Source organism: Streptomyces sp. NPDC059900, from assembly GCF_050270335.1.
Lineage (GTDB): Bacteria > Actinomycetota > Actinomycetes > Streptomycetales > Streptomycetaceae > Streptomyces.
Genome location: NZ_JBNNJZ010000091.1, coordinates 1 through 22083, shown reverse-complemented (window position 1 = coordinate 22083; position 22083 = coordinate 1). Strand labels below are relative to the sequence as shown.

Below are 22083 nucleotides of genomic sequence, written 5' to 3'. Positions count from 1 at the left end.
TTTCCGACTCTATCAGACTCTTTCGTGTCCGATTTCCTCGGTGCCTTTCCGGTTCCCGCTCCGGCCTTTCGGCTTTCGCGTTTCCCTTTCCGGCGAGTCCGACTCTACCAGATCCTTTCGGGCCTGATTCCCAGTCAGCGGGGCTTGTCTTCCGGGCTGTTGGGCCGTTCCGACGAGTGAGACATTAGCGGAATCCTGGCTCCCGATCCAAATCGGGGCGTCCTTTCGAACGCGGATTCCTCATTTCGCAAACGCGCATGAAAACGAGCAGACGACGGGTCAGCAAAGAGACACGACATCGATCGCTTGAATGTTGTTGCGGAATGGCTGCCCGGGGACCGACCAAGGGTCGACGCTCACGTCGGGCAACTCGGAGAACACTACGTACGCGGCCTTGGCGTGTCAACCCTGGTACGCGGCGTCCCCCGAGCGCTACCGTAGGAGACGTGACTACACATGCGCACACCCAACTGTGGTGGGCCGCCTGACGGCGGCCGTACACACGCATGTACTCAACGGCTGCCGACTCGGCGGCCGTTCTCGTTTCTCCCCCTGGAGGACCCGGAGCCCGGTCGGCGGGCCGGCGGTCCTGACCAGGAGGTGGAGAGATGACGAGGATCTTCAGCGGGATCAAGCCGACGGGGCATCTGACCCTGGGGAACTACCTGGGCGCCGTACGCCAGTGGGCAGAAGTTGATCAGCATCGCGCCGAAGCGCTGTTCAGCGTCGTGGATCTGCATGCCCTGACCGTGGATCACGATCCCGGCCGGGTGCGAAGGCTCAGTCGGCAGGCGGCGACGCTCTTGCTCGCGTCGGGGATCGATCCCGAGCGGGCCACCGTGTTCGTACAGAGTCATGTGGACGAGCACGCCCGGCTCTCGTATCTGCTGGAGTGCGTCGCCACGGACGGCGAGATGCGGCGGATGATCCAGTACAAGGAGAAATCCGTGCTCGAGCGGGCCCGTGGCGGGAGCGTCCGGCTTTCGCTGCTCACGTATCCCGTGCTGATGGCGGCGGACATCCTGGCCTACGGGGCCGACGAAGTGCCGGTCGGGGACGACCAGGTGCAGCACGTCGAGCTCACGCGGGATCTGGCGGTGCGGTTCAACCAGCGGTACGGGCACACGTTCGTGGTGCCGCGGGCCACGTTCCCCAAGGTGGCGGCCAGGGTCATGGATCTGCAGGACCCGCTGTCGAAGATGGGGAAGTCCGGGGATTCCGGGGCCGGGATCGTCTATCTGCTCGATGAGCCGGACGTCGTACGGAAGAAGATCATGCGCGCCGTCACGGACAGCGGGAGCGAGGTCGAGTACGACCGGGAGGCCAAGCCGGGGATCTCGAACCTGCTGGAGATCCTGGCGGCCTGCGAAGGGGGGAACCCCGAGGGCCTGAGCGGTGTGTACGAAACGTACGGGGCCTTGAAGAAGGACACCGCCGAGGCCGTGGTGGAGGTGCTCAGGCCCGTGCAGGAGAAGCACAAGGAGCTGGTCGCGGACCCCGCCTATGTGGAGGGGGTGCTGCGGCGGGGAGCCGAGCGGGCCAGGGCGATGTCCAGGCCGACGGTGGACCGGGCCTATCGCGCGATCGGTCTGCTGCCGCCGGTGGACGCGGCGCCGTAGGGCCGGCGGGCGTTGATCGCTCGGGGCGTGCGGGGGTCGGCGGCGGGGCGCGGCCTTCGCACGCCCCGGCCCGGCCCGGGCGGTCAGCTGTTGTTGCCGGATGCCAGTTCGCGGCTGCGGTCGCGGGCGGCTTCGAGGGCGGCGATGAGGGCTGCTCGTACGCCGTGGTTCTCGAGTTCGCGGATGGCGTTGATGGTGGTGCCGGCCGGGGACGTGACGTTCTCGCGGAGCTTGACCGGGTGTTCCCCGCTGTCGCGGAGCATGACGGCGGCGCCGATCGCGGCCTGGACGATGAGGTCGTGGGCCTTGTCGCGGGGCAGGCCGAGGAGGATGCCCGCGTCGGTCATGGCCTCGACCAGGTAGAAGAAGTACGCCGGTCCCGAGCCGGAGAGGGCCGTGCAGGCGTCCTGCTGGGTCTCGGGGACGCGCAGGGTCTTGCCGACGGCGCCGAAGATCTCCTCGGCGTGGGCGAGGTGGGCGGCGGTGGCCTGGCTGCCCGCGGAGATGACGGACATGCCTTCGTCCACGAGGACCGGGGTGTTGGGCATGACGCGGACGACGGGGGTGCCCTCGGCGAGGTGCTCCTCGATGAAGGACGTGGTGATGCCGGCGGCGGCGCTGATGACCAGGCGGTCGGAGGTGATGTGCGGGGCGAGCTCTTCGAGGAGGCGGCCCATGTCCTGCGGCTTGACGGCGAGGATGAGGGTGTCGGCCTGCTTGGCGGCCTCGGCGTTGCTGACGGGGTCGACTCCGTAGCGGGTGCGGAGTTCTGCGGCGCGCTCGGAGCGGCGGGTGGTGACCAGGAGGTCGGCGGGGGCCCAGCCGGCCCGGATCATTCCGCTGAGGAGGGCTTCGCCGATCTTGCCGGTGCCGAGGACTGCGACGGGCTGGGGCATGTGTGGGTCACCCTCCAGGTGCGGTTCAGCCGGGGTCGTTCTCTTCCGGTCGTGCTCTTGCGGTCATCCTCGCATTGGTGCGTCAGGCGGTGCGGCGGCGGAGGGTGGCGGCGCCCAGGGCGAGTACGAGGACGGCGCAGCCCGCGACGATCACGGCGTCGCGTACGAAGGCGCCGGTGACGGAGGAGTGGCGGAGGACTTCGTTCATGCCGTCCACGGCGTACGACATGGGCAGGACGTTCGAGATCGATTCGAGGACCGGCGCCATGTTGTCGCGCGGGGTGAACAGGCCGCAGAGGAGCAGCTGGGGGAAGATCACGGCCGGCATGAACTGGACGGCCTGGAACTCGGAGGCCGCGAAGGCGGAGACGAACAGGCCGAGCGCCGTGCCGAGCAGGGCGTCGAGGAGCGCGACCAGGAGGAGCAGCCAGGCGGAGCCCGTGACGTCGAGGCCGAGGGCCCACAGGGCGAGGCCGGTGGCGAGGACCGACTGGATGACGGCGAGGAATCCGAAGGCCAGGGCGTAGCCCGCGATGAGGTCGCCCTTGGCCAGGGGCATCGCGAGGAGGCGTTCGAGGGTGCCGGAGGTGCGTTCGCGGAGGGTCGCGATGGAGGTCACCAGGAACATCGTGATGAGGGGGAAGATGCCGAGGAGCGAGGCGCCGATGGAGTCGAAGGTCTGCGGGCTGCCGTCGAACACGTAGCGCAGGAGAAGGAGCATCACGCAGGGGACGAGCAGCATCAGCGCGATGGAGCGGGGGTCGTGGCGGAGCTGTCGCAGGACGCGGGCCGCGGTGGCGAGGGTGCGGTGGGTGTTCATCGGGCGCTCCTGGTGGAGGTGGTGCCGGTAGTGGGGGTGGTCGCGTCGGTCCTGGTTGCGGCGGTGGCCTCGTCGACCAGGCGGAGGAAGGCCGCTTCGACGGTGTCGGTGGCGGTGCGGGTGCGCAGGGCCTGAGGGGTGTCGTCGGCGAGGAGTTCGCCTTCGCGCATGAGCAGGAGGCGGTGGCAGCGCTCGGCCTCGTCCATGACGTGCGAGGAGACGAGGATCGTGGTGCCCCGGTCGGCGGCGATGGAGTGGAAGAGGTTCCACAGGTCGCGGCGGAGTACGGGGTCGAGGCCGACGGTGGGTTCGTCGAGCACGAGGAGTTCCGGGGTGCCCAGGAGGGCCACCGCCAGGGAGACGCGGCTGCGCTGGCCGCCGGAGAGGTTGCCCGCGAGGGCGTCGGCGTGGGTGGTGAGGTCGACGTCCTCGATGGCCCGGTTGACGTGCTCGCGGCGGCGGTGGGCGGCGGGGCCGCGGCCGGGGTCGAGGACGGCGGCGAAGTAGTCCAGGTTCTGGCGGACGGTGAGGTCGTCGTAGACGGAGGGGTGCTGGGTGACGTAGCCGATGCGGGAGCGGAGGCCGGGGGCTCCTGCGGGGTGGTCGAGGACGTTCAGGGTGCCGGTGACCTTGGCCTGGGTGCCGACCGTCGCGCGCATGAGGGTGGATTTGCCGCAGCCCGAGGGGCCCAGGAGCCCGGTGATCTGGCCCTTCGGGACGGTGAAGTCCAGGTCGCGCAGGACAGTGCGGGGGCCTCGGACGACGGTCAGGCCCCTCGCCTCGATGGCTGGAGGTTCCTCGATATTCATCATGTGATGATTATTGCGCGCCGGGCGCCGGACACGTCAAGGCCCGGCCCTCGATTTCGGGGGCCGGGCCAGGGTGTGCGAGGGGGCGTGCGGGGGGTTACGCCCTCTTCTTCTTGCGGGACGGGTTGCCCGTGCGGCGGGACGTGCGCTTCGCGTACTGCTCGCGGGCCGTCTCGTACTCCTTGCGGTGGAGCTCTTCGCCGGGGGCCTCGGTGAGGGAGCGGACGAAGTAGGCGAGGAGGACGCCGACGAAGCCGATCGTCATGAGGCCGCGCATCGACGACTGGGACGCCGGGTCGTGGCGGCGGGTGAACCCCTCCCAGCTGCGACGGAAGGCGATCGCACTGCAGATCGAGAACATGATGAGGACCAGGAAGTTCACGAACGTCCCCACGTCCGCGATCGCCATGCCCTCGTACGCGAAACGCAGCACGAAGCAGCCGGCCGCCGCCGCGAGCAGCGACCCTGCGGCGACGCCCGCGCGGCGGGCGCCGTAGCCGTTGTCGTGGGCCACCCAGGTCGTACCGAAGAAGCGGAGGGGCTCGGGCTGCGGGCCGGGGGCCGTCGCGGCTGTCCCGGTCGTCGCCGCCGAGCGGTCGGGGGTGCTGGAATCTGCGCTCACCCGTCGAGTATCGCGCGGGGCGGGTGCGGGGCGGCGCAGGGGCGGGCCCGGCGGGAGCGGGGTGGCGCTCGGCGGGAGCCGGGTGCGGTCGGCGGGAGCCAGGTGGCGCAAGGGCGGGCTCGCCCTATTCGTCCCCCGCCTTGCCCTGCCGTACCACCCGGCGGCTAGTTTGGGTGGCAGGACAGGCAGACGGACCCAGGCGAAAACTGAGGCAGGCGGGACGGGGAGGTCGGGAGAGTGTCGCTCCGCGGAGGTGACCCAGCCGAGATCGGCGGCTACCCGCTCGAGGCACGGCTCGGCTCGGGCGGCATGGGCACGGTCTTTCTGGCGCGTACGGCTTCGGGGCGTCCCGTCGCGATCAAGCTGATCCACCAGCAGTACGCCGGGGACGAGGAATTCCGCATCCGCTTCCGGCAGGAGGTGGCGGCGGCGCGGCGGGTGAGCGGCGCGTTCACGGCCGCCGTGGTCGACGCCGACCCGGAGGCCGAGCACCCCTGGATGGCGACGACCTATATAGAGGGGCACACGCTCGCCCAGCACATCGCCAAGAAGGGCCCGCTGGCCGGCACCGATCTGCGTACGCTCGCCATCGGTCTGACGGAGGCGCTGCGCGACATCCACCGCGCGGGCGTCGTGCACCGCGACCTCAAGCCGTCGAACGTCGTCCTCTCGCCCGAGGGGCCGCGCGTCATCGACTTCGGCATTTCGCGCGCCGCGGACCAGCAGACGCTGACGATGACGGGGCGCGTCATCGGTACGCCGCCATTCATGTCGCCGGAGCAGTTGCAGGCGCCGCGCGGGGTCGGTCCGCGGTCCGACGTCTTCTCGCTGGGCACGTTGCTGGTGTACGCGGCGACGGGGCAGGGGCCCTTCGATGCGGACAGCCCGTACATGACTGCATATCAAGTGGTGCACGAGCCGCCGGAGTTGGCAGCCGTGCCCGGCGCTCTGCGCGCGGTGGTCGAGCCGTGCCTCGACAAGGACCCCGACGCGCGACCGTCCGCCGACGAGCTCCTGGAGCGGCTGCGGGACCTGCCCGCCGAGATGGGGGAAGCGGCGGCGGGGGCGCCGGGCAGTCGTACGCGGGACACCGATACCCAGCATCACCGGTCCGCCGCGGATGGCGGGACTGAGGGCGGGGGCGCGAGCGCTGCCGGGGGTGGTGCGGGGGCGGGTGCTGATACCGGTACTGGTGCTGGTGCTGGTGCTGGGGCTCCTACGGGTGCCGGTGCTGGAGCCGGTGCCGGGGCCGGTGGCGCTTCGACGGCCGTCGCGTCCGACGGCACCCTCAACGGCGGGCGCCGACGTCGGCGTTGGCGGCCCGCGCTCGCCGCTGCCGTCGCCATCGCCGCGCTCGGGGGCGGGGTCGCCGCGCTCCAGCTCAGTTCGTCCGGCTCCTCGTCCGGAAGCGACGACGGCAAGGACAGCACGGTCGCGGCGGCCGAGGCGCCGCCCCTGCCCGACGGCTTCAAGCCCTGGCGCACGACCGTGCCCAACGACCGGGGCATCCCGGACGAGGTGCGCTGCGTGCCGCGCGGGGACGCGTTGTACTGCGGGGGCGGCGGTGTCGTCGCGACCCGGCTGCGGATCTCCGACGGCAAGGAGATCTGGCGGGTCAAGAGCCCCGGCGTGCCCACGCAGGGCATGCACATCGTGGGCGTCACGAAGGACACCGTCCTCGGCTACCGCAACCCGGAGGGCAACGGATCCGCCCAGCAGGTGGTGGCGCTGGACGCCCGTACCAGCAAGGAGCTGTGGTCCCGGCCGATCGGCGGCCAGTCGGCGGTCTACACCGGGCGGACGCAGGACGCGGTGCTTTCCGGCTCGACCGTCCTGAGCGTCGACCCCGGCCGTACGCGGGTCGAGGCCAGGGACGCGCGCAGCGGGAGCATGCTCTGGTCGACGCCCGTTCCCGCGGGTTCCGAGTGCACGCCGGTCGCGGCGGCGCAGCGCGTGTACGCGATGTGCGCGCCGTCCGGTGAGGTCGCGAACGTCGATGTGCGCCACCCCGTCCTCCACACCCTCGGCCTCAAGTCCGGTGCGCTGGGCAAGGGCATCCCGGTCCAGGGGCCCGTGCAGCCGGTGGGTGATGCCAAGGGCGGGCTCGTCCTCCTGCACCAGCGGATGCAGGGCGCCCAGACCGTCGGGTACGACAAGGTGCTGCGGGTCGACCCGGACAGCGGTCAGGTCGCGTCCCGGCCGCTGGAGAAAACGTACGACGCGACGCCCGGTATCGCGGACGGCACGGTCTACTTCGCCGAGACGACCGGGCGGGTCAGCGCGGTGGATCCCGCGAGCGGCCGGCAGAAGTGGTCGCGGCAGACGAGTGTGGAGGGGGCTTCGGGGCCGGTGCTGGCTCCGGGGGGTGGTTCCGGTTCTGAGTCTGGGTCTGGGTCCGGGAGTGGTGGCGGGACCCTTTACTACAGCTCGGCCAGCGGGCGCGTCGTCGCCCTCTCCGCGCGGGGCGGCAAGCCGCTCTGGACCACGGGTCCGCGGGCCAAGGGGCTGGCCGGTGAGGTGAACGCCAGTCCGCGGGTCGCGGTGTCGGGGCGTGTGCTGTTCGTGGCGGCGGCGGACAACACCGTGTTCTCGCTCGACGCGACGAAGCCGCCGAAGTCCGAGTGAACTTCGGCGGCTTTCGCGGGGCCGTGGTTCAGCAGCGGGGTGCCACGTAGCCGGTGCTGCCCGTGCGGACGTACGCGTCGGAGACGTAGCGGCCGCTGCCGATGCGGTCCCAGAGCTTCGTGGTGCCTGCCGGGCCGGTGATCTTCTCGCCCGGCTTCTGGCACTGGATCGTCACCCGGCTTCCTGCCGAGAGGCGGCCCACCTTGCCGTACGACGTGCCGGGGCCGGAGCGGACGTTGACGTCCGCGGCGATCGGGTACGTTCTCGCTGCCGCGGCTTCGATTTCCTCTGCGGACTCCGGTGCTATGACGTTCTCGCTCATGCTTCTCTCCCCCGTGAAGCGGCGGCCTCTCGGCTGCCTGGCGTGTTCGCCTACAGGGGTGGACGCGTGGGGGTGGCGGGGCGGTTGCGGAGGGTTGGGGTCGAGGATTTTTCCCTTCCCCGACCCCGCCCCTTCCCGAAAACCCGCTGGCGCGGGGGCCGTGGCTTCGCGCGCCGTCATCACCGGCTCCGCCGAGTTCGTCCTCAAACGCCGGACGGGCTGAAAGAACCCGCCGGGCGTCAGTGGGACGCGCCCCGTAAGGGGCGCGGGGAACTGCGCGACCGGCCCCCACCGGCCCGCAGGCCCGTCACCGCTCCTGCGGCACAGGCCGGGCGGGCCCGGAGCGAAGAACCGCGTCAGCCAAGCTTCGACACGTCACGCACCGCGCCGCGGTCCGCGCTTGTGGCCATTGCCGCGTAGGCCCGCAGCGCTGCCGAGACCTTGCGTTCGCGGTTCTTGGGGGCGTACACGCCGCCCAGGGCCTCGCGGCGGCGGGTCAGTTCCGCGTCGTCGACGAGGAGTTCGATGCCGCGGTTGGGGATGTCGATGCGGATGCGGTCGCCGTCCTCGACCAGGGCGATCGCACCGCCGGACGCCGCCTCGGGCGACGCGTGGCCGATGGACAGGCCCGACGTACCGCCGGAGAAGCGGCCGTCCGTGACCAGGGCGCAGGCCTTGCCGAGGCCGCGGCCCTTCAGGAAGGAGGTGGGGTAGAGCATCTCCTGCATGCCGGGGCCGCCCTTGGGGCCCTCGTAGCGGATGACGACCACGTCGCCTTCCTTCACCTGCTTCTTGAGGATCTTGTCGACCGCTTCTTCCTGCGACTCGCAGACCACGGCCGGACCCTCGAACGTCCAGATCGACTCGTCGACGCCCGCCGTCTTCACGACGCAGCCGTCCTCGGCGATGTTGCCCTTGAGGACCGCGAGGCCGCCGTCCTTCGAGTACGCGTGGGCCAGGTCCCGGATGCAGCCGCCCGCGGCGTCCGTGTCCAGGCTGTCCCAGCGCTTCGACTGGGAGAAGGCGGTCGCCGAGCGCTCGCAGCCCGGCGCCGCGTGCCACAACTCGACGGCCTCGTCCGAAGGCGAGCCGCCGCGCACGTCCCAGGTGTCCAGCCATTCCTTGATGGACGGGGAGTGGACCGTGTGCACGTCCTCGTTCAGGAGGCCGCCGCGGTACAGCTCGCCGAGGATCGCGGGGATGCCGCCCGCGCGGTGCACGTCCTCCATGTAGTACGTGCCGCCGGGCGCGACGTTCGGGGCGACCTTGGCCAGGCAGGGGACGCGGCGCGAGACCTCGTCCATGTCGGCGAGGGTGTAGTCGAGCTCGGCCTCCTGCGCCGCGGCGAGCAGGTGCAGGATCGTGTTCGTGGAGCCGCCCATGGAGATGTCGAGCGCCATGGCGTTGTCGAAGGCGGCGCGCGTGGCGATGTTGCGCGGCAGGACCGACTCGTCGTCGCCGTCGTAGTACCGCTTGGCGATCTCGACGACCGTCCGGCCCGCGTTCTCGTACAGCGCCTTGCGGGCGGTGTGCGTGGCGAGGGTCGAGCCGTTGCCCGGCAGGGAGAGGCCGATGGCCTCGGTCAGGCAGTTCATGGAGTTGGCCGTGAACATGCCGGAGCAGCTGCCGCAGGTCGGGCAGGCGTTCTCCTCGATACGGAGGATGTCCTCGTCCGAGACGTTCTCGTCGACCGCGTCGCTGATCGCGTTGACCAGGTCGAGTTTTCGGACCGTGCCGTCCACCAGCGTGGCCTTGCCGGCCTCCATCGGGCCGCCGGAGACGAAGACCGTCGGGATGTTGAGACGCAGGGCCGCGTTCAGCATGCCGGGGGTGATCTTGTCGCAATTGGAGATGCAGATCAGGGCGTCGGCGCAGTGCGCCTCCACCATGTACTCCACCGAGTCGGCGATCAGGTCGCGGGAAGGCAGGGAGTACAGCATGCCGCCGTGGCCCATCGCGATGCCGTCGTCCACGGCGATCGTGTTGAACTCGCGCGGGATGGCGCCCGCGGCGACGATCGCCTCGGAGACGATCCGGCCGACCGGCTGGAGGTGGGTGTGGCCGGGCACGAACTCGGTGAAGGAGTTGGCGACGGCGATGATCGGCTTCCGCCCGATGTCCGCGCCGGGTACACCGGAGGCACGCATAAGGGCGCGTGCGCCCGCCATGTTGCGGCCGTGGGTGACTGTGCGGGACCTGAGCTCGGGCATCGTCGCTCGCTCCTTCTGAGATCTCAGAGACATAGGAATCGACTGTTTTCGAGGGTACGCCGACCCTCCACGATCTGGACAGCCTGTCCGGATTGCGGGACGACTGTCTCGGTGAGCGGCGGCCGGACCGCTCCCCTCACGGTCCCGTCAGATGCCTCTGCACCACCGGCGCGATCCGCGCGATGATCGCCTCCGGGTCCGCGGACGCAAGGGGTTCGACCTGGATCACGTACCGCAGCATCGCCGTGCCCACCAGCTGCGCGGCCGCCAGTTCCGCCCGCAGCTCCGCGTCCGGCTGGTCGAGGCGGCCCGCCATCCTGCCCAGGAGCTGCGTGGCGATGAGCCTGCGGAAGACGGCCGCCGCCGTTTCGTTGTTCACCGCCGAGCGCACGATCGCGAGCAGCGGTACGCGGGTCGCTGGGTTCTCCCAGACGCCGAAGATGAAGCGGGTCAGGCGCTCGCCGACGCCGTCGAGCGGGCCCTCCTCGATCGCCGCGGGGGCGTCGAGCGCGGGCGCGAAGGCCACCTCGATCGACGACTCGAAGACCTGCTCCTTCGTGCCGAAGTAGTGGTGCACGAGGGCCGAGTCCACCCCGGCCGCCTTGGCGATCCCGCGTACGGACGTCTTCTCGTACCCCCGGGCGGAGAACTCGGTGCGGGCCGCCTCCAGGATGCGGTCCCGCGTCGCCGGTCCCTCGGCGGACTGCGTACGCGACGGGCGTCCCCTGCGGCGCGGCGCCGCGTCGCCCCGTGCGGCCGGCGTCACGACCGGGGCACCTTCACCGCGGACGCCAGATGCAGCCGCGTATAGGCGAGGGCCTCGGCGAGGTCGGCCTCGCGCTCGGCGCTGGACATCGCGCGGCGCGTGTTGACCTCGATGACGACGTGGCCGTCGAAGCCGCTCGTCGCCAGGCGCTCCAGGAGCTCGGCGCACGGCTGGGTGCCGCGGCCCGGCACCAGGTGCTCGTCCTTGGCGGAGCCCTTGCCGTCGGCGAGGTGGACGTGTCCGAGGCGGTCGCCCATGCGGTCGATCATGTCCATCGCGTCCGTGCGGGCGGTCGCGGTGTGGCTGAGGTCGACCGTGAAGTGGCGGTAGTCGTCCTTGGTGACGTCCCAGTCGGGGGCGTAGGCGAGCATCTCGCGGTCGCGGTAACGCCACGGGTACATGTTTTCGACAGCGAACCGGACGTCCGTCTCGTCGGCCATTTTCCAGATGCCGTCGACGAAGGCGTTCGCGTACCCGCGCTGCCAGCGGAAGGGCGGGTGCACGACGACGGTCGACGCGCCCAGCTTCTCGGCGGCGGCCTGTGCGCGCCGGAGCTTGACCCAGGGGTCCGTGGACCATACGCGCTGTGTGATCAGGAGACACGGCGCGTGCACGGCGAGGATCGGGATCTGGTGGTAGTCGCTGAGTCTGCGCAGGGCTTCGATGTCCTGACTGACGGGATCCGTCCAGACCATGACCTCGACACCGTCGTAGCCGAGGCGCGCGGCGATCTCGAAGGCCGTCGCCGTCGACTCCGGATAGACCGAGGCCGTCGACAGGGCGACCTTCGCATCCGGGATGCGCACCACTGGTTCTGCCACGAGGGACAGCGTACGGGCCCCGCCCCGGCACCCGGGAGGTGGTCTCCCACACACCCGGGTCGTATGTGACGTACGTCTACCGGTGAGGAGACGCGCCCTACGTCGCCGGAAGATGGTCGAGCCTGCGCAGGATCACGCCCTCGCGCAGCGCCCACGGGCAGATCTCCAGGGTCTCGACCCCGAAGAGATCCATCGCGCCCTCGGCCACGAGCGCCCCCGCGAGCAGCTGTCCGGCCCGGCCTTCGGAGACGCCGGGCAGTTCGGCGCGCTCCAGGGCCGTCATCGCGGCCAGCTGCGGCACCCAGTCCTCCAGGGACTTGCGCTTCAGCTCCCGCTGGACGTAGAGCCCCTCGGCGGAGCGTGCGGCGCCCGCGAGCCTGGCCAGCTGCTTGAACGTCTTCGACGTCGCCACGACGTGGTCCGGGGCGCCGAAGCGGCTGAACTCCCCGACCGTGCGCGCGATCTCGGCGCGCACGTGCCGTCGCAGCGCCTTCACGTCGGCGGGGTCCGGCGGGTCCTGGCTCAGCCAGGAGGACGTCAGACGGCCCGCGCCCAGCGGCAGGCTGACCGCGGCGTCCGGTTCCTCGTCGATGCCGTACGCGATTTCGAGCGAGCCGCCGCCGATGTCGATGACCAGGAGCTTTCCCGCCGACCAGCCGAACCAGCGGCGGGCGGCTAGGAAGGTGAGGCGGGCCTCCTCGGCGCCGGTGAGGACCTGGAGGTCGACGCCGGTCTCCTCCTTGACCGTGGCGAGGACCTGGTCGGCGTTGCTGGCCTCGCGCACCGCGGAGGTCGCGAACGGCAGCAGGTCCTCGACGCCCTTGTCCTCGGCGGCCTCCATCGCGTCGCGGACGGTGCCGACCAGGAGGCCGATGCCTTCGGGGCCGATCGCCCCGGCGTCGTCGAGGAGTTGGGCGAGGCGCAGGTCCGCCTTGTGCGAGTAAGCGGGCAGGGGGCGCGCGCCGGGGTGTGCGTCCACCACCAGCAGATGCACCGTGTTCGAACCTACGTCGAGGACACCGAGTCTCATATACGGAACGCTACTGCTCGCAGGGCTGTCGCTGGTCCTCGGACCGGGTACCGCGCGCATACCCTGGAGACGTGCCAAAGACGAAAAAGGCGAAGACCGACAAAACGAAGCCGAAGAATAAGTCGGGGAAGCCGGAGAAGGCCGCGAAGTCTGCCAAGTCTGCGCAGGCGCAGCCGGACGAGAAGGGCCTCGACTTCGCCCGGGCCTGGGTGGAGTTCCCTGATCCCGCGGACGACGAGCAGGTCTTCCGCTGTGATCTGACATGGCTGACCTCTCGGTGGAGCTGCATCTTCGGCAGTGGCTGCCAGGGCATCCAGGCGGGCCGGGCGGACGACGGGTGCTGCACGCTGGGCGCGCACTTCTCCGACGAGGACGACGAGAAGCGCGTCGCCGAGTCCGTGGCGCGGCTCACGCCGGACATCTGGCAGCACCACGACATCGGCACGGAGACCGGCTGGGTTTCGACGGACGACGACGGCGAGCGCCAGACCCGCCCGTACAACGGCTCCTGCATCTTCCAGAACCGCCCCGGTTTCGCCGGGGGCGCGGGGTGCTCGCTGCACATCCTGGCGCTGAAGGAGGGGCGCGAGCCGCTGGAGACGAAGCCGGACGTGTGCTGGCAGTTGCCGGTCCGGCGGACGTACGAGTGGATCGACCGGCCCGACGACACGCGGATCCTCCAGGTGTCCATCGGGGAGTACGACCGGCGGGGCTGGGGCCCCGGCGGGCACGATCTGCACTGGTGGTGCACGTCGGCGACCTCGGCGCACGGTGCGGGTGATCCCGTGTACGTCTCCTACCGCCCCGAGCTGACGGAGCTGATGGGCAAGGAGGGGTACGACCGGCTCGCGGAGCTGTGCGAGGAGCGCCTCGCTTCTCAGCTGCCGCTGGTCGCACCGCATCCGGCGGATCCCTCTCGCTGAACCCGGCCGGGGACTAGCTTCCGCTGGGGCTCGGGTCACCGCTGTCGCTCGGCGGGGGCGTCGAGTTGCCCGGGTCCGACGGTGTGGGGGTCGGGTCCGGGGTGGTCGGGGTCGGGTCCGGCGTCGTCGGGGTCGGGTCCGGGGTCGTCGGGGTCGGCCTCGGCTTCGGGGGTGTCGGGGTCGGGCGGGGGCCGGGGTGCGTCGGGCGGCCCGAACCGCTGCCGTACCCGTCGATCGAGACGATCGCCCCCGAGGGCGCGACGGAGACCCGGGCGCTCCAGTGCCCCGCGGGCTCGCGCGACCGGTCGACGTACACCCGGAGCGTGAACGTCTCGCCCGGTGAGAGCGTCCCGGACGACCGGCTCAGGTAGAGCCAGGACGCCCCCGCGCTCGCCGACCAGTGGACCGGCTCGCCCCCCGAGGCGGCGAGCGTGATCAGTGTCGTGCCGCCGCTCGGCTGCGCCGTGACGGTGAGGCGGCCGGCGCCGGTGCCGGACCGGGACGGCGGAGATCCGGAGCTGATGACCTCCACGGAGACGTCCGGTGAGCGGCTGCCCGCGGTGAAGCGGGGGTCGGGCGGGGTGTCGGCGTTGCCCGCGTTCTCGTAGTCCCCGGGCCTGCGGTCGCCGTTCGTGCCGTCGGGTCCGGAGTCGCTCGCGCTGACCGAGCGGCCGTCCTGGCCCTCGCCGGTCAGCGGCGCCCCTCGGTACGCCGCCCAGAGTGCGAGCACCGGGGCGGCCACCACGGTGGCGACGACCGTCGTCGTGACGGCACGCGCGCGCATCCGGTCACGGCGGGCCGCGTGGTCCTTGGGGTCCATCGGGAAGCCGCGCCGGTCGAAGCGCGGACCGCCGCCCCGCGCGCGCGGGACGTGCGCCATCGCCACGTGCACGGCGGCCCGGGGTGCCTCGATGACGGGCAGCGCGGCCGGGGACGCGGCGGTGCCGGGCCAGGCGCCGGATCCGGCGCGCTCGGCGGTGCGGCGGCAGCGCGGGCAGTCGTCGACGTGCCGGACGAGTTCGCGGCGCAGGGCCGTGCCCAGGAGGACCTGGTTGTCGCCGGTGAGGCGCGCGACGATCGGGCAGTTGCCGGTCTCCACGACGGCGAGGGCGGCCCGCGTGCGCTCTACTTCGCAGGCGGCGGAGGCAAGGAGATCGCGGGTCCTGACGACGTCCATGCCGACGACCGCGGCGACCTCGCGGGCGGAGAGCTGGTGGCGCACGGCGAGTTCGAGCGCCTCGCGCTGCTCGGGCGTCGTGCCCGCGGCCTCCGGCCAGGCCAGCTGGGCCAGTTCGCGGCGCCGCCGGCGCTCCGTTTCGTTCGGCGGCGCCGCGGACTCGGCGGACTCGGCAGGCCGGGCGGAGTCGGCGGGCTCGGCGGCCTTCGGGACGCGGGATGCTCCCCCGGAGGCGTGCGCGCCCTGCCGCTTGCGCTTCGCGTCGGCGAGGGCGCGCAGGCAGACCCAGCGGGCGAGTGCGTACAGCCAGGACTTCAGTTCGGCTTCGGCGGCCGGGCCGCGCGAGCCGCGGCGCTCGGCGATGGCGAGCACGTCGCCCACGGCGGCGGTCGCGGCTTCGTGGTCGCAGAGCACGGACAGGCAGTAGGTGAACAGGCCGTCCAGACACGGTTCGTAGCGTGCGGGAGGCGCCTGCGGCACCGAGCGGGGCACAACGCGCTGATGCGCGTCACGATGCGCCCGGTGTGCGCCGGTTGCTTGGGTGGGGGTTTCCGGCCTGCTGCTCATCACCCGTGCGAAGTTAGGCGGATGATGCCGGGCCGTTCCTCCCACTTGAGCACATTTAATCCTTACGGGTGAACAGATCCCTCAAAAGGGGACAGGAACCCGTGATTCCGGAACTGCCTCCGCGGCCGCGGTCCGGCTCGCGTGCGCCACTGTCAGTGCTGCCCGCTACGGTTCCGTTCATGGCTGCCCGTACGAAATCCACTAAGGACCGGCCGTCCTACCGCTGCACCGAGTGCGGCTGGCAGACGGCCAAGTGGCTCGGCCGCTGCCCCGAGTGCCAGGCCTGGGGGACGGTCGAGGAGTACGGCGCGCCCGCCGTCCGCACCACCGCCCCCGGCCGCGTCACCTCCTCCGCCCTGCCCATCGGCCAGGTCGACGGCCGCCAGGCCACCGCGCGCTCCACCGGCGTGCCCGAGTTCGACCGCGTCCTGGGCGGCGGCCTGGTCCCCGGCGCCGTGGTGCTCCTCGCGGGCGAGCCCGGCGTAGGCAAGTCGACGCTGCTCCTGGACGTCGCGGCGAAGTCGGCGAGCGACGAGCAGCGCACGCTCTATGTGACCGGCGAGGAGTCGGCGAGCCAGGTCCGGCTGCGCGCCGACCGCATCAAGGCCATCGACGACCACCTCTATCTCGCGGCGGAGACCGATCTCGCGGCCGTTCTGGGTCACTTGGACGCGGTGAAGCCGTCCCTCCTGATCCTCGACTCGGTCCAGACGGTCGCATCCCCGGAGATCGACGGGGCGCCGGGCGGCATGGCCCAGGTCCGCGAGGTGGCGGGCGCCCTGATCCGCGCCTCCAAGGAGCGCGGCATGTCCACGCTCCTGGTCGGCCATGTCACCAAGGACGGCGCGATCGCCGGACCCCGCCTCCTCGAACACCTCGTGGACGTCGTCCTGTCCTTCGAGGGCGACCGCCACGCGCGCCTGCGCCTGGTCCGGGGCGTCAAGAACCGGTACGGGACGACGGACGAGGTCGGCTGCTTCGAACTGCACGACGAGGGCATCACCGGCCTCGCCGACCCCAGCGGCCTGTTCCTCACCCGCCGCACGGAGGCCGTGCCCGGCACCTGCCTGACGGTCACCCTCGAAGGCCGCCGCCCCCTGGTGGCCGAGGTCCAGGCGCTCACCGTCGACTCCCAGATCCCCTCCCCCCGCCGCACCACGTCCGGCCTGGAGACCTCCCGCGTCTCGATGATGCTGGCGGTCCTGGAGCAGCGCGGCCGCATCACCGCACTGGGCAAGCGCGACATCTACAGCGCGACGGTCGGCGGGGTGAAGCTCACCGAGCCGGCCGCCGACCTCGCGGTGGCCCTCGCCCTGGCCAGCGCGGCCAGCGACACCCCGCTGCCGAAAAATCTCGTCGCGATCGGCGAAGTGGGCCTCGCGGGCGAGGTCAGAAGGGTCACGGGAGTCCAGCGCAGACTGGCCGAAGCGCACCGTCTGGGCTTCACGCACGCCCTTGTCCCGGCCGATCCGGGCAAGGTTCCGGCCGGTATGAAGGTCACCGAAGTCGCCGACATGGGGGACGCGCTGCGTGTTCTTCCGAGGTCGCGTCGCAGAGAGGCCCCACGGGAGAGCGAAGAGCGCCGGTAGACTTTGCCCTGGTCTCGCCCATCCGTACGAAGCAGTCGTGCGGACCGGGGCTTGGACAACCCGCGACCCGAGGAGTGCAGTGGCAGCCAACGACCGGGCGTCAGCTCCCGGCAAGTCCGGTGGAAGCTCCGGTGCGGACGGGCTGATGCGCGCCTCCCTGAGCGCGGTCGCGCCCGGCACGGGCCTGCGCGACGGACTCGAGCGCATCCTCCGCGGCAACACCGGAGGGCTCATCGTCCTCGGCTGGGACAAGACCGTCGAATCGATGTGTACGGGCGGCTTCATCCTGGACGTCGAGTTCACGGCGACCCGGCTGCGCGAGCTCTGCAAGCTCGACGGCGGCATCGTCGTCGACAAGGACATCACCAAGATCCTGCGGGCCGGCGTGCAGCTCGTGCCCGACCCGACCATCCCCACGGAGGAGACGGGCACCCGGCACCGCACCGCGGACCGCGTGTCCAAGCAGGTGGGCTTCCCCATCGTCTCCGTCTCCCAGTCCATGCGCCTGATCGCGCTCTACGTGGACGGTCAGCGCAAGGTCCTGGAGGACTCGGCGGCGATCCTGTCCCGCGCTAACCAGGCCCTGGCGACCCTGGAGCGCTACAAACTGCGCCTGGACGAGGTCGCGGGCACGCTGTCCGCCCTGGAGATCGAGGACCTGGTGACGGTCCGCGACGTCACCGCGGTCGCCCAGCGCCTGGAGATGGTGCGCCGCATCGCCACCGAGATCGCCGAGTACGTGGTGGAGCTGGGCACGGACGGACGTCTCCTCGCCCTGCAGCTGGACGAGTTGATCGCTGGCGTCGAGCCCGAGCGCGAGCTGGTCGTCCGGGACTACGTGCCCGAGCCGACGGCGAAGCGTTCCCGCACGGTCGAGGAGGCGCTCTTCGAGCTGGACGCCCTCTCGCACGCGGAGCTGCTCGAACTGCCCACCGTGGCGCGGGCCTTGGGTTACACCGGCTCCCCCGAGGCGCTGGACTCCGCGGTGTCCCCGCGGGGCTTCCGCCTCCTGGCCAAGGTGCCCCGGCTGCCCGGCGCGATCATCGACCGCCTCGTCGAGCACTTCGGGGGCCTGCAGAAGCTGCTCGCCGCGAGCGTCGACGACCTCCAGACCGTGGACGGCGTCGGTGAGGCGCGGGCCCGCAGCGTCCGGGAGGGGCTTTCGCGGCTCGCGGAGTCCTCGATCCTGGAGCGGTACGTCTAGCAGGTGCTGCCGGGTGGGTTCTCCCGCCCGGCACCCCGTCAGCCCTCTGCGAGCACGAATCAGCCCTCTTCGAGCACGAACGACGCCTGCACCGACTTCAGGCCGGGGGCCTTCGCCTCGACGAGGTAGGTCCCCGGCTTCGCGCTTCCCGCCGAAGGCGTCGCGCACTTCGGCTCGCTCCCCCGGCGGTCCCACTCGACGGTGCGCGTGACGCGCCCGTCACCCGGCACCCGCAGCAACAGGCTGCCGCTGCCCTCGGGGCAGTCCGCGGAGGACCAGATCTCCTTGTCGCTGTCGGCCTGAGTGATCGTGAGGACCGTCTTCTTGCCGCCGAGGTCGACCTTGCAGGCCTTGCCCGCGCTGTTCTGGGCGACGATCTCGAACTTCGGCTTCTCGCCGACCTCGTACCGGTTGTGAATGCTGCGCAGCTTCAACTTCACGTCGCCGCTCACGCAGTTGGGGATGCTCGACCCGGCGGGCAGTGTGCCGCCCGCGCCTCCGCCGCCCTTGCCGTCGTCGCCCGAGCCGCTGCCGTCGCCGCCCGCGGAGTCGCCCGAGCCGCCCGACCCCTCGGAATCACCGGAGCCGGAGTCACCGGAACCAGAACCGGAGCCGCCCTTGCCGTCCTCGTCGTCCGACTCGTCGCGTCCGCCGGGGTTTTGGCTGATGGCGGGCCCGGAGCTGGAGGGCCCCGGTGTGATGGACGTGGCCGGACCGGAGCCCGACGGGCCGTCGGCGCCGTCCTTCTTGCCCCCGCCCCCCATGGTGAGCACCCACACGATCAGGAGCGCCATGAGTCCGACCAAGGACAGCAGAACGGCCCTCCGACGCCAGTAGATGGTGGAGGGAAGCGGCCCGACCGGATTGCGCAGTGATCCCACGGCCCAAACCTTACGAGAGATCCGCGACTTGTCCTGCCCCACCCGCCGTCCAGAGTCACAAAGTTTCACGATCATCATCACGGAATGACTTACTCCGCTTTCTGACCCCTGTCTTTCGTCAGGGACTGTGACGGGACGATCGCCGGATGTGACGATTCGGACCTACTCCGTACCGTCCGTAATCATGGACACCATGACCGACGATCTCTATCGCGATGTCACCGACTTCGCCCATGACACCCCTACCTGGTTCCAGCACCTCGCCGAGGTGTGGACGGAGCTCGGACTGCTGCTTTTCGGCGCCCTCTTCATCGTCGCCTGGTGGCGTGCGCGGCGCGACGACCCCCGCGCTCTCGCGATAGCTGTTCTCGCGCCCCTCGTCACGGCGGTGGCGTACGTGTGCAGCGAGATGCTCAAGTCGGCGATCGACGAGGAACGTCCGTGCCGGGCCGTCGCCGGTGCGCTCCCCTCCATCGTCGAGTGCCCGGCGTACGGCGACTGGTCCTTCCCGAGCAACCACTCGACGATCGCGGGCGCCGCGGCGGTCGGCCTCGCGCTCGCCTGGCCGCGGATCGCGGCGCTCACGCTGCCGATGGCCGTGCTCATGGCGTTCTCGCGGGTCTTCGTGGGCGTGCACTATCCCCACGACGTGGCCGTGGGCCTCGTCCTCGGCGCCGTGCTCGCCTTCGTCCTCGTACGGGTGGCAACTCGCCCCGTGGCGCGGGTCGGCGAGGCGATGCGCGGTTCGTCGACGGGCGTCGTCAGGTGGTTCGCGGGGCCGGGGAACCCGGCGCAGCAGGCGCCCGCTTCGCACCGGCGGCCCGCGTCGCACCGGCGCTGAGCCGCCGTAACCGCTGAGGCGGAGGCGGGACTTCGTACGGCGGCACGTCAGAGCCGTACAAGTTCCGCTTCGTAGGCGACGATCGCCGCCTGGACGCGGTTCTTGACCTCCAGCCGGTCGAGAACCGCGCTCACGTACGCCTTGACCGTGCCCTCGACCAGATGGAGCCGGGCGGCGATCTCCGGGTTGGAGAGGCCCTCGCCGACGAGCCCGAGGACTTCGCGCTCGCGCGGGGTGAGGGACGCGGTGCGGGCGCGGGCGTCGGCGCCGCGGACCGTGCGCCGGGCGCCGTAGCCGTCGATGACGTGGCGGGCCACCTTCGGCGAGAGGAAGGCGGCGCCGCCGGCCACCGCGCGTACGCCCGCGATGAGTTCGTGCGGGTCGCCGGACTTCAGCAGGAAGCCGGTGGCTCCGCCGCTCAGCGCCCGTGCGACGTAGGCGTCCTCGGAGAAGGTCGTCAGCATCGCGACCGCGGTGCCCGGCAGCGTCCGTACGATCTCCTCGCCCGCGGTCAGACCGTCCAGGCCCGGCATACGGATGTCGAGCAGCGCGACGTCCGGGCGGTGGGCCTGCGCGAGCGCGACGGCCTCCCGGCCGTCACCGGCCTCCGCGACGACCTCGATGTCCTCGCCCGCGCCGAGGATGGCGCGGACGCCCGCACGGATCATCGCCTCGTCGTCGGCCAGCAGTACGCGGATCACCGCACTCATCGTTTCCTCTCCTGTTCGGCTCCGCCGCCGGTCCCGGCCTTGGGGATCACGCTCTTCTGTACGACGGCCCCGTCCTTGAAGCAGATCCGGAAGTGCTCGACGCTGACGAAGAGTTCACCGCTCGCGCGGTAGTAGCGGCAGTCCGCGCCTTCGGGGGGCGGGGTCGGGGCGCGCTCCTCGGGCGGGTCGGTCGCGGTTCTGGCGGGCAGGAGGCGTTCGGCGTCGGCCTGCGGGCGGCCGAGCGCGATCCGGGCGTAGTCGGCGGGGTCGAGAACGGCCTGCGACCGGGAGTAGGCGTACCAGGCGAAGGCGCCGCCCACGAGGAGCACGCCGGTGGCGAGGGCGGCGCCGAAAGCCATTACGGTTCTGCGTCGCGCGTACGCGATACGGGTCCCCGCGGGGGCGGGCGGCCCCGGCAGGGGCTTCTCGTCCTGCGCCGGGAGGCGAGCGACCAGCCGGAAGCCGTCGCCGTGCGGCCCGGCGTCGAGGCTGCCGCCGAGGTCCTCGATCCGGGCCCGCAGCCCCACGAGGCCGGAACCGGCTCCGGGGCCCGGTCCCTCCGCCTGCGCGGGCCCGTTGGAGACGATGACGGCGGCCGCCCGTATCTCCACGGTGACCGGGGCGCCGGGGGCGTGCTTGGCGGCGTTGGTCAGGGCTTCCCGGACGACCCGGTGGACGGTCCGCCCGTGCTCCTCCGTCGCGGACTGTTCCTCCTCGACGTACGTGACCGGCAGTCCCGATTCGGCGGCCCGTTCGACCAGGGCCCGTACGCTCTCGCCCGCCGGGGCCAGCGGGGCGACCTCGTCTCCCTCTTCCCTCAGCAGCCCGATGATCTCGTGCAGCCGGTCCGTGGCGTCCGACGCGGCCGCGCGCAGGTCGGCTGCGGCGCTCCGGTGCCGTTCCGGCAGGTCGGGGGCCACCTGGAGGGCGCCGGCCCGCACGGCGATGAGGCTCAGCTCGTGGCCGAGGGAGTCGTGCATGTCCTGGGCGATCCTGGCCCGTTCCCGGAGCCTGGCCCGGTCGGCGACGATGCGCTGCTCGCGCTCCAGCTGGGCGGCGCGGGACCAGCCCGCGGCGGACAGTTCGCGGCCCTGGCGGAGGTAGCGGCCCGCGAGCCACGGGAAGACCGCGCCGAAGAGCAGCGTGCCCATGAGGACCAGCCACTCCACCACGGGGTCCTCTCCGCGTACGAGGATCTTGGCCGTCCCCGCAAGGGCGGTGGCCCCGAAGAGGAGGAGCGCGGGCCGCAGCCGGGCGGCCCAGCGGCCCATCAGCAGCGCGAATACGGCCAGGGCGGGGCCGTACGAGAGGGTGAACAGGGAGGGTGCCGCGGCCACCCCCAGCGCTGCCGCCGCCGCGAAGCCCGCCGGGGGGTTCCTTCGCCAGAGGCCCGCGGCCAGCGCGAGGACCGCGAGCCCCGCGGCCTCTTGCCAGGCCTCGCGGGGCTCGTTCAACCCCAGCCGGTCCACCGTCAACGCGGGCAGGGCAAGGGCCACCCAGAGAAGGGCGTCCCGCCCCCGACCGCTCATCACCCACCCGACGCTACGTCTTCCCCCCCCCCCCCCCCCCCGGCCCGCGGGACGGCGCCCCCCCCCAACAAGAACCCCCCCCCCACCCCCCCACCCCCCCCCCCACCAAAAAAAAAAAAAAC

The 22083-nt window shown here is 71.7% G+C and carries 19 protein-coding genes; 6 read left to right on the top strand and 13 right to left on the bottom strand.

The window, feature by feature from the left end:
• Positions 1-608: 608 nt before the first annotated feature.
• Positions 609-1619: a tryptophan--tRNA ligase gene (gene trpS, locus ACQKIP_RS15840; RefSeq protein WP_365858753.1), complete on the top strand. Its 1011-nt coding sequence runs from the start codon at positions 609-611 to the stop codon at positions 1617-1619.
• 83 nt (positions 1620-1702) lie between these two features.
• Here the strand turns inward: trpS and proC are convergent, their stop codons facing one another.
• The 4 genes from proC to ACQKIP_RS15820 all read right to left on the bottom strand — a co-directional run bounded on the left by proC (position 1703) and on the right by ACQKIP_RS15820 (position 4766).
• A complete protein-coding gene (gene proC, locus ACQKIP_RS15835) occupies positions 1703-2515 on the bottom strand; it encodes a pyrroline-5-carboxylate reductase (protein ID WP_361384899.1) in 813 nt (270 codons plus the stop codon).
• A gap of 82 nt (positions 2516-2597) precedes the next feature.
• On the bottom strand, positions 2598-3335 hold the full coding sequence (locus tag ACQKIP_RS15830) for an ABC transporter permease (protein ID WP_361191201.1): 738 nt from the start codon (positions 3333-3335) through the stop codon (positions 2598-2600).
• The gene (locus tag ACQKIP_RS15825) at positions 3332-4147 is read right to left on the bottom strand and encodes an ABC transporter ATP-binding protein (RefSeq protein WP_365858755.1); all 816 of its coding nucleotides are present in this window, start codon (positions 4145-4147) and stop codon (positions 3332-3334) included. Before ACQKIP_RS15825 ends, ACQKIP_RS15830 begins: the two co-directional genes overlap by 4 nt.
• A gap of 94 nt (positions 4148-4241) precedes the next feature.
• Complete coding sequence (locus ACQKIP_RS15820) at positions 4242-4766, bottom strand: EamA/RhaT family transporter (RefSeq protein ID WP_365858757.1); 525 nt, start codon at positions 4764-4766, stop codon at positions 4242-4244.
• A 237-nt stretch (positions 4767-5003) separates the two neighbouring features.
• On the opposite strand from ACQKIP_RS15820, the gene ACQKIP_RS15815 reads away from it, so the two are divergent.
• The gene (locus ACQKIP_RS15815; protein ID WP_365858759.1) at positions 5004-7391 is read left to right on the top strand and encodes a protein kinase domain-containing protein; all 2388 of its coding nucleotides are present in this window, start codon (positions 5004-5006) and stop codon (positions 7389-7391) included.
• 28 nt (positions 7392-7419) lie between these two features.
• Here the strand turns inward: ACQKIP_RS15815 and ACQKIP_RS15810 are convergent, their stop codons facing one another.
• The 5 genes from ACQKIP_RS15810 to ACQKIP_RS15790 all read right to left on the bottom strand — a co-directional run bounded on the left by ACQKIP_RS15810 (position 7420) and on the right by ACQKIP_RS15790 (position 12540).
• A complete protein-coding gene (locus ACQKIP_RS15810) occupies positions 7420-7713 on the bottom strand; it encodes an SH3 domain-containing protein (protein ID WP_365858761.1) in 294 nt (97 codons plus the stop codon).
• Between the two features lie 356 nt (positions 7714-8069).
• Positions 8070-9923 (bottom strand): dihydroxy-acid dehydratase, encoded by a 1854-nt coding sequence (ilvD, locus tag ACQKIP_RS15805; RefSeq protein WP_365858763.1) that lies wholly within the window; start codon positions 9921-9923, stop codon positions 8070-8072.
• Between the two features lie 136 nt (positions 9924-10059).
• A complete protein-coding gene (locus ACQKIP_RS15800; RefSeq protein WP_365858765.1) occupies positions 10060-10689 on the bottom strand; it encodes a TetR/AcrR family transcriptional regulator in 630 nt (209 codons plus the stop codon).
• Positions 10686-11510 (bottom strand): sugar phosphate isomerase/epimerase family protein, encoded by an 825-nt coding sequence (locus tag ACQKIP_RS15795; protein ID WP_365858767.1) that lies wholly within the window; start codon positions 11508-11510, stop codon positions 10686-10688. The genes ACQKIP_RS15800 and ACQKIP_RS15795 overlap by 4 nt, the downstream gene beginning before the upstream one ends.
• 97 nt (positions 11511-11607) lie before the next feature.
• Positions 11608-12540, bottom strand: a complete 933-nt coding sequence (locus ACQKIP_RS15790; protein WP_365858769.1) for a Ppx/GppA phosphatase family protein — start codon at positions 12538-12540, stop codon at positions 11608-11610.
• A 71-nt stretch (positions 12541-12611) separates the two neighbouring features.
• Between ACQKIP_RS15790 and ACQKIP_RS15785 the strand changes: the two genes are divergently transcribed.
• Positions 12612-13463 (top strand): hypothetical protein, encoded by an 852-nt coding sequence (locus ACQKIP_RS15785; RefSeq protein WP_365858771.1) that lies wholly within the window; start codon positions 12612-12614, stop codon positions 13461-13463.
• A 13-nt stretch (positions 13464-13476) separates the two neighbouring features.
• Here ACQKIP_RS15785 and ACQKIP_RS15780 read toward each other — a convergent pair whose 3' ends face one another.
• Positions 13477-15210 carry a BACON domain-containing protein gene (locus ACQKIP_RS15780; protein ID WP_365858773.1) on the bottom strand — a complete coding sequence of 578 codons (1734 nt, stop codon included), beginning with the start codon at positions 15208-15210 and terminating at the stop codon, positions 13477-13479.
• A gap of 176 nt (positions 15211-15386) precedes the next feature.
• Between ACQKIP_RS15780 and radA the strand changes: the two genes are divergently transcribed.
• Together radA and disA are read left to right on the top strand one after the other, a co-directional pair.
• Complete coding sequence (gene radA, locus ACQKIP_RS15775) at positions 15387-16796, top strand: DNA repair protein RadA (protein WP_365858775.1); 1410 nt, start codon at positions 15387-15389, stop codon at positions 16794-16796.
• A 79-nt stretch (positions 16797-16875) separates the two neighbouring features.
• Positions 16876-18000: a DNA integrity scanning diadenylate cyclase DisA gene (gene disA / locus ACQKIP_RS15770; protein WP_190083935.1), complete on the top strand. Its 1125-nt coding sequence runs from the start codon at positions 16876-16878 to the stop codon at positions 17998-18000.
• A gap of 59 nt (positions 18001-18059) precedes the next feature.
• Here the strand turns inward: disA and ACQKIP_RS15765 are convergent, their stop codons facing one another.
• Entirely contained in the window at positions 18060-18881 is an 822-nt protein-coding gene (locus ACQKIP_RS15765; RefSeq protein ID WP_365858778.1) for a hypothetical protein, read from the bottom strand.
• 184 nt (positions 18882-19065) lie between these two features.
• On the opposite strand from ACQKIP_RS15765, the gene ACQKIP_RS15760 reads away from it, so the two are divergent.
• Positions 19066-19722 (top strand): phosphatase PAP2 family protein, encoded by a 657-nt coding sequence (locus tag ACQKIP_RS15760; protein ID WP_365858780.1) that lies wholly within the window; start codon positions 19066-19068, stop codon positions 19720-19722.
• Between the two features lie 47 nt (positions 19723-19769).
• Here ACQKIP_RS15760 and ACQKIP_RS15755 read toward each other — a convergent pair whose 3' ends face one another.
• A complete protein-coding gene (locus ACQKIP_RS15755; protein ID WP_365859417.1) occupies positions 19770-20423 on the bottom strand; it encodes a response regulator transcription factor in 654 nt (217 codons plus the stop codon).
• Positions 20424-20428: 5 nt separating this feature from the next.
• Positions 20429-21961, bottom strand: a complete 1533-nt coding sequence (locus ACQKIP_RS15750; RefSeq protein ID WP_365858782.1) for a sensor histidine kinase — start codon at positions 21959-21961, stop codon at positions 20429-20431.
• Between the last annotated feature and the right edge of the window lie 122 nt (positions 21962-22083).

Bases quoted from the DNA above. Each gene is read 5' to 3' on its own strand.
- radA (WP_365858775.1), top strand. From the start codon at position 15,387: ATGGCTGCCCGTACGAAATCCACTAAGGACCGGCCGTCCTACCGCTGC.
- ACQKIP_RS15760 (WP_365858780.1), top strand. From the start codon at position 19,066: ATGGACACCATGACCGACGATCTCTATCGCGATGTCACCGACTTCGCC.
- ACQKIP_RS15790 (WP_365858769.1), bottom strand. From the start codon at position 12,540: ATGAGACTCGGTGTCCTCGACGTAGGTTCGAACACGGTGCATCTGCTG.
- ilvD (WP_365858763.1), bottom strand. From the start codon at position 9,923: ATGCCCGAGCTCAGGTCCCGCACAGTCACCCACGGCCGCAACATGGCG.
- proC (WP_361384899.1), bottom strand. From the start codon at position 2,515: ATGCCCCAGCCCGTCGCAGTCCTCGGCACCGGCAAGATCGGCGAAGCC.
- ACQKIP_RS15750 (WP_365858782.1), bottom strand. From the start codon at position 21,961: ATGAGCGGTCGGGGGCGGGACGCCCTTCTCTGGGTGGCCCTTGCCCTG.
- ACQKIP_RS15810 (WP_365858761.1), bottom strand. From the start codon at position 7,713: ATGAGCGAGAACGTCATAGCACCGGAGTCCGCAGAGGAAATCGAAGCC.
- ACQKIP_RS15825 (WP_365858755.1), bottom strand. From the start codon at position 4,147: ATGATGAATATCGAGGAACCTCCAGCCATCGAGGCGAGGGGCCTGACC.
- trpS (WP_365858753.1), top strand. From the start codon at position 609: ATGACGAGGATCTTCAGCGGGATCAAGCCGACGGGGCATCTGACCCTG.
- ACQKIP_RS15830 (WP_361191201.1), bottom strand. From the start codon at position 3,335: ATGAACACCCACCGCACCCTCGCCACCGCGGCCCGCGTCCTGCGACAG.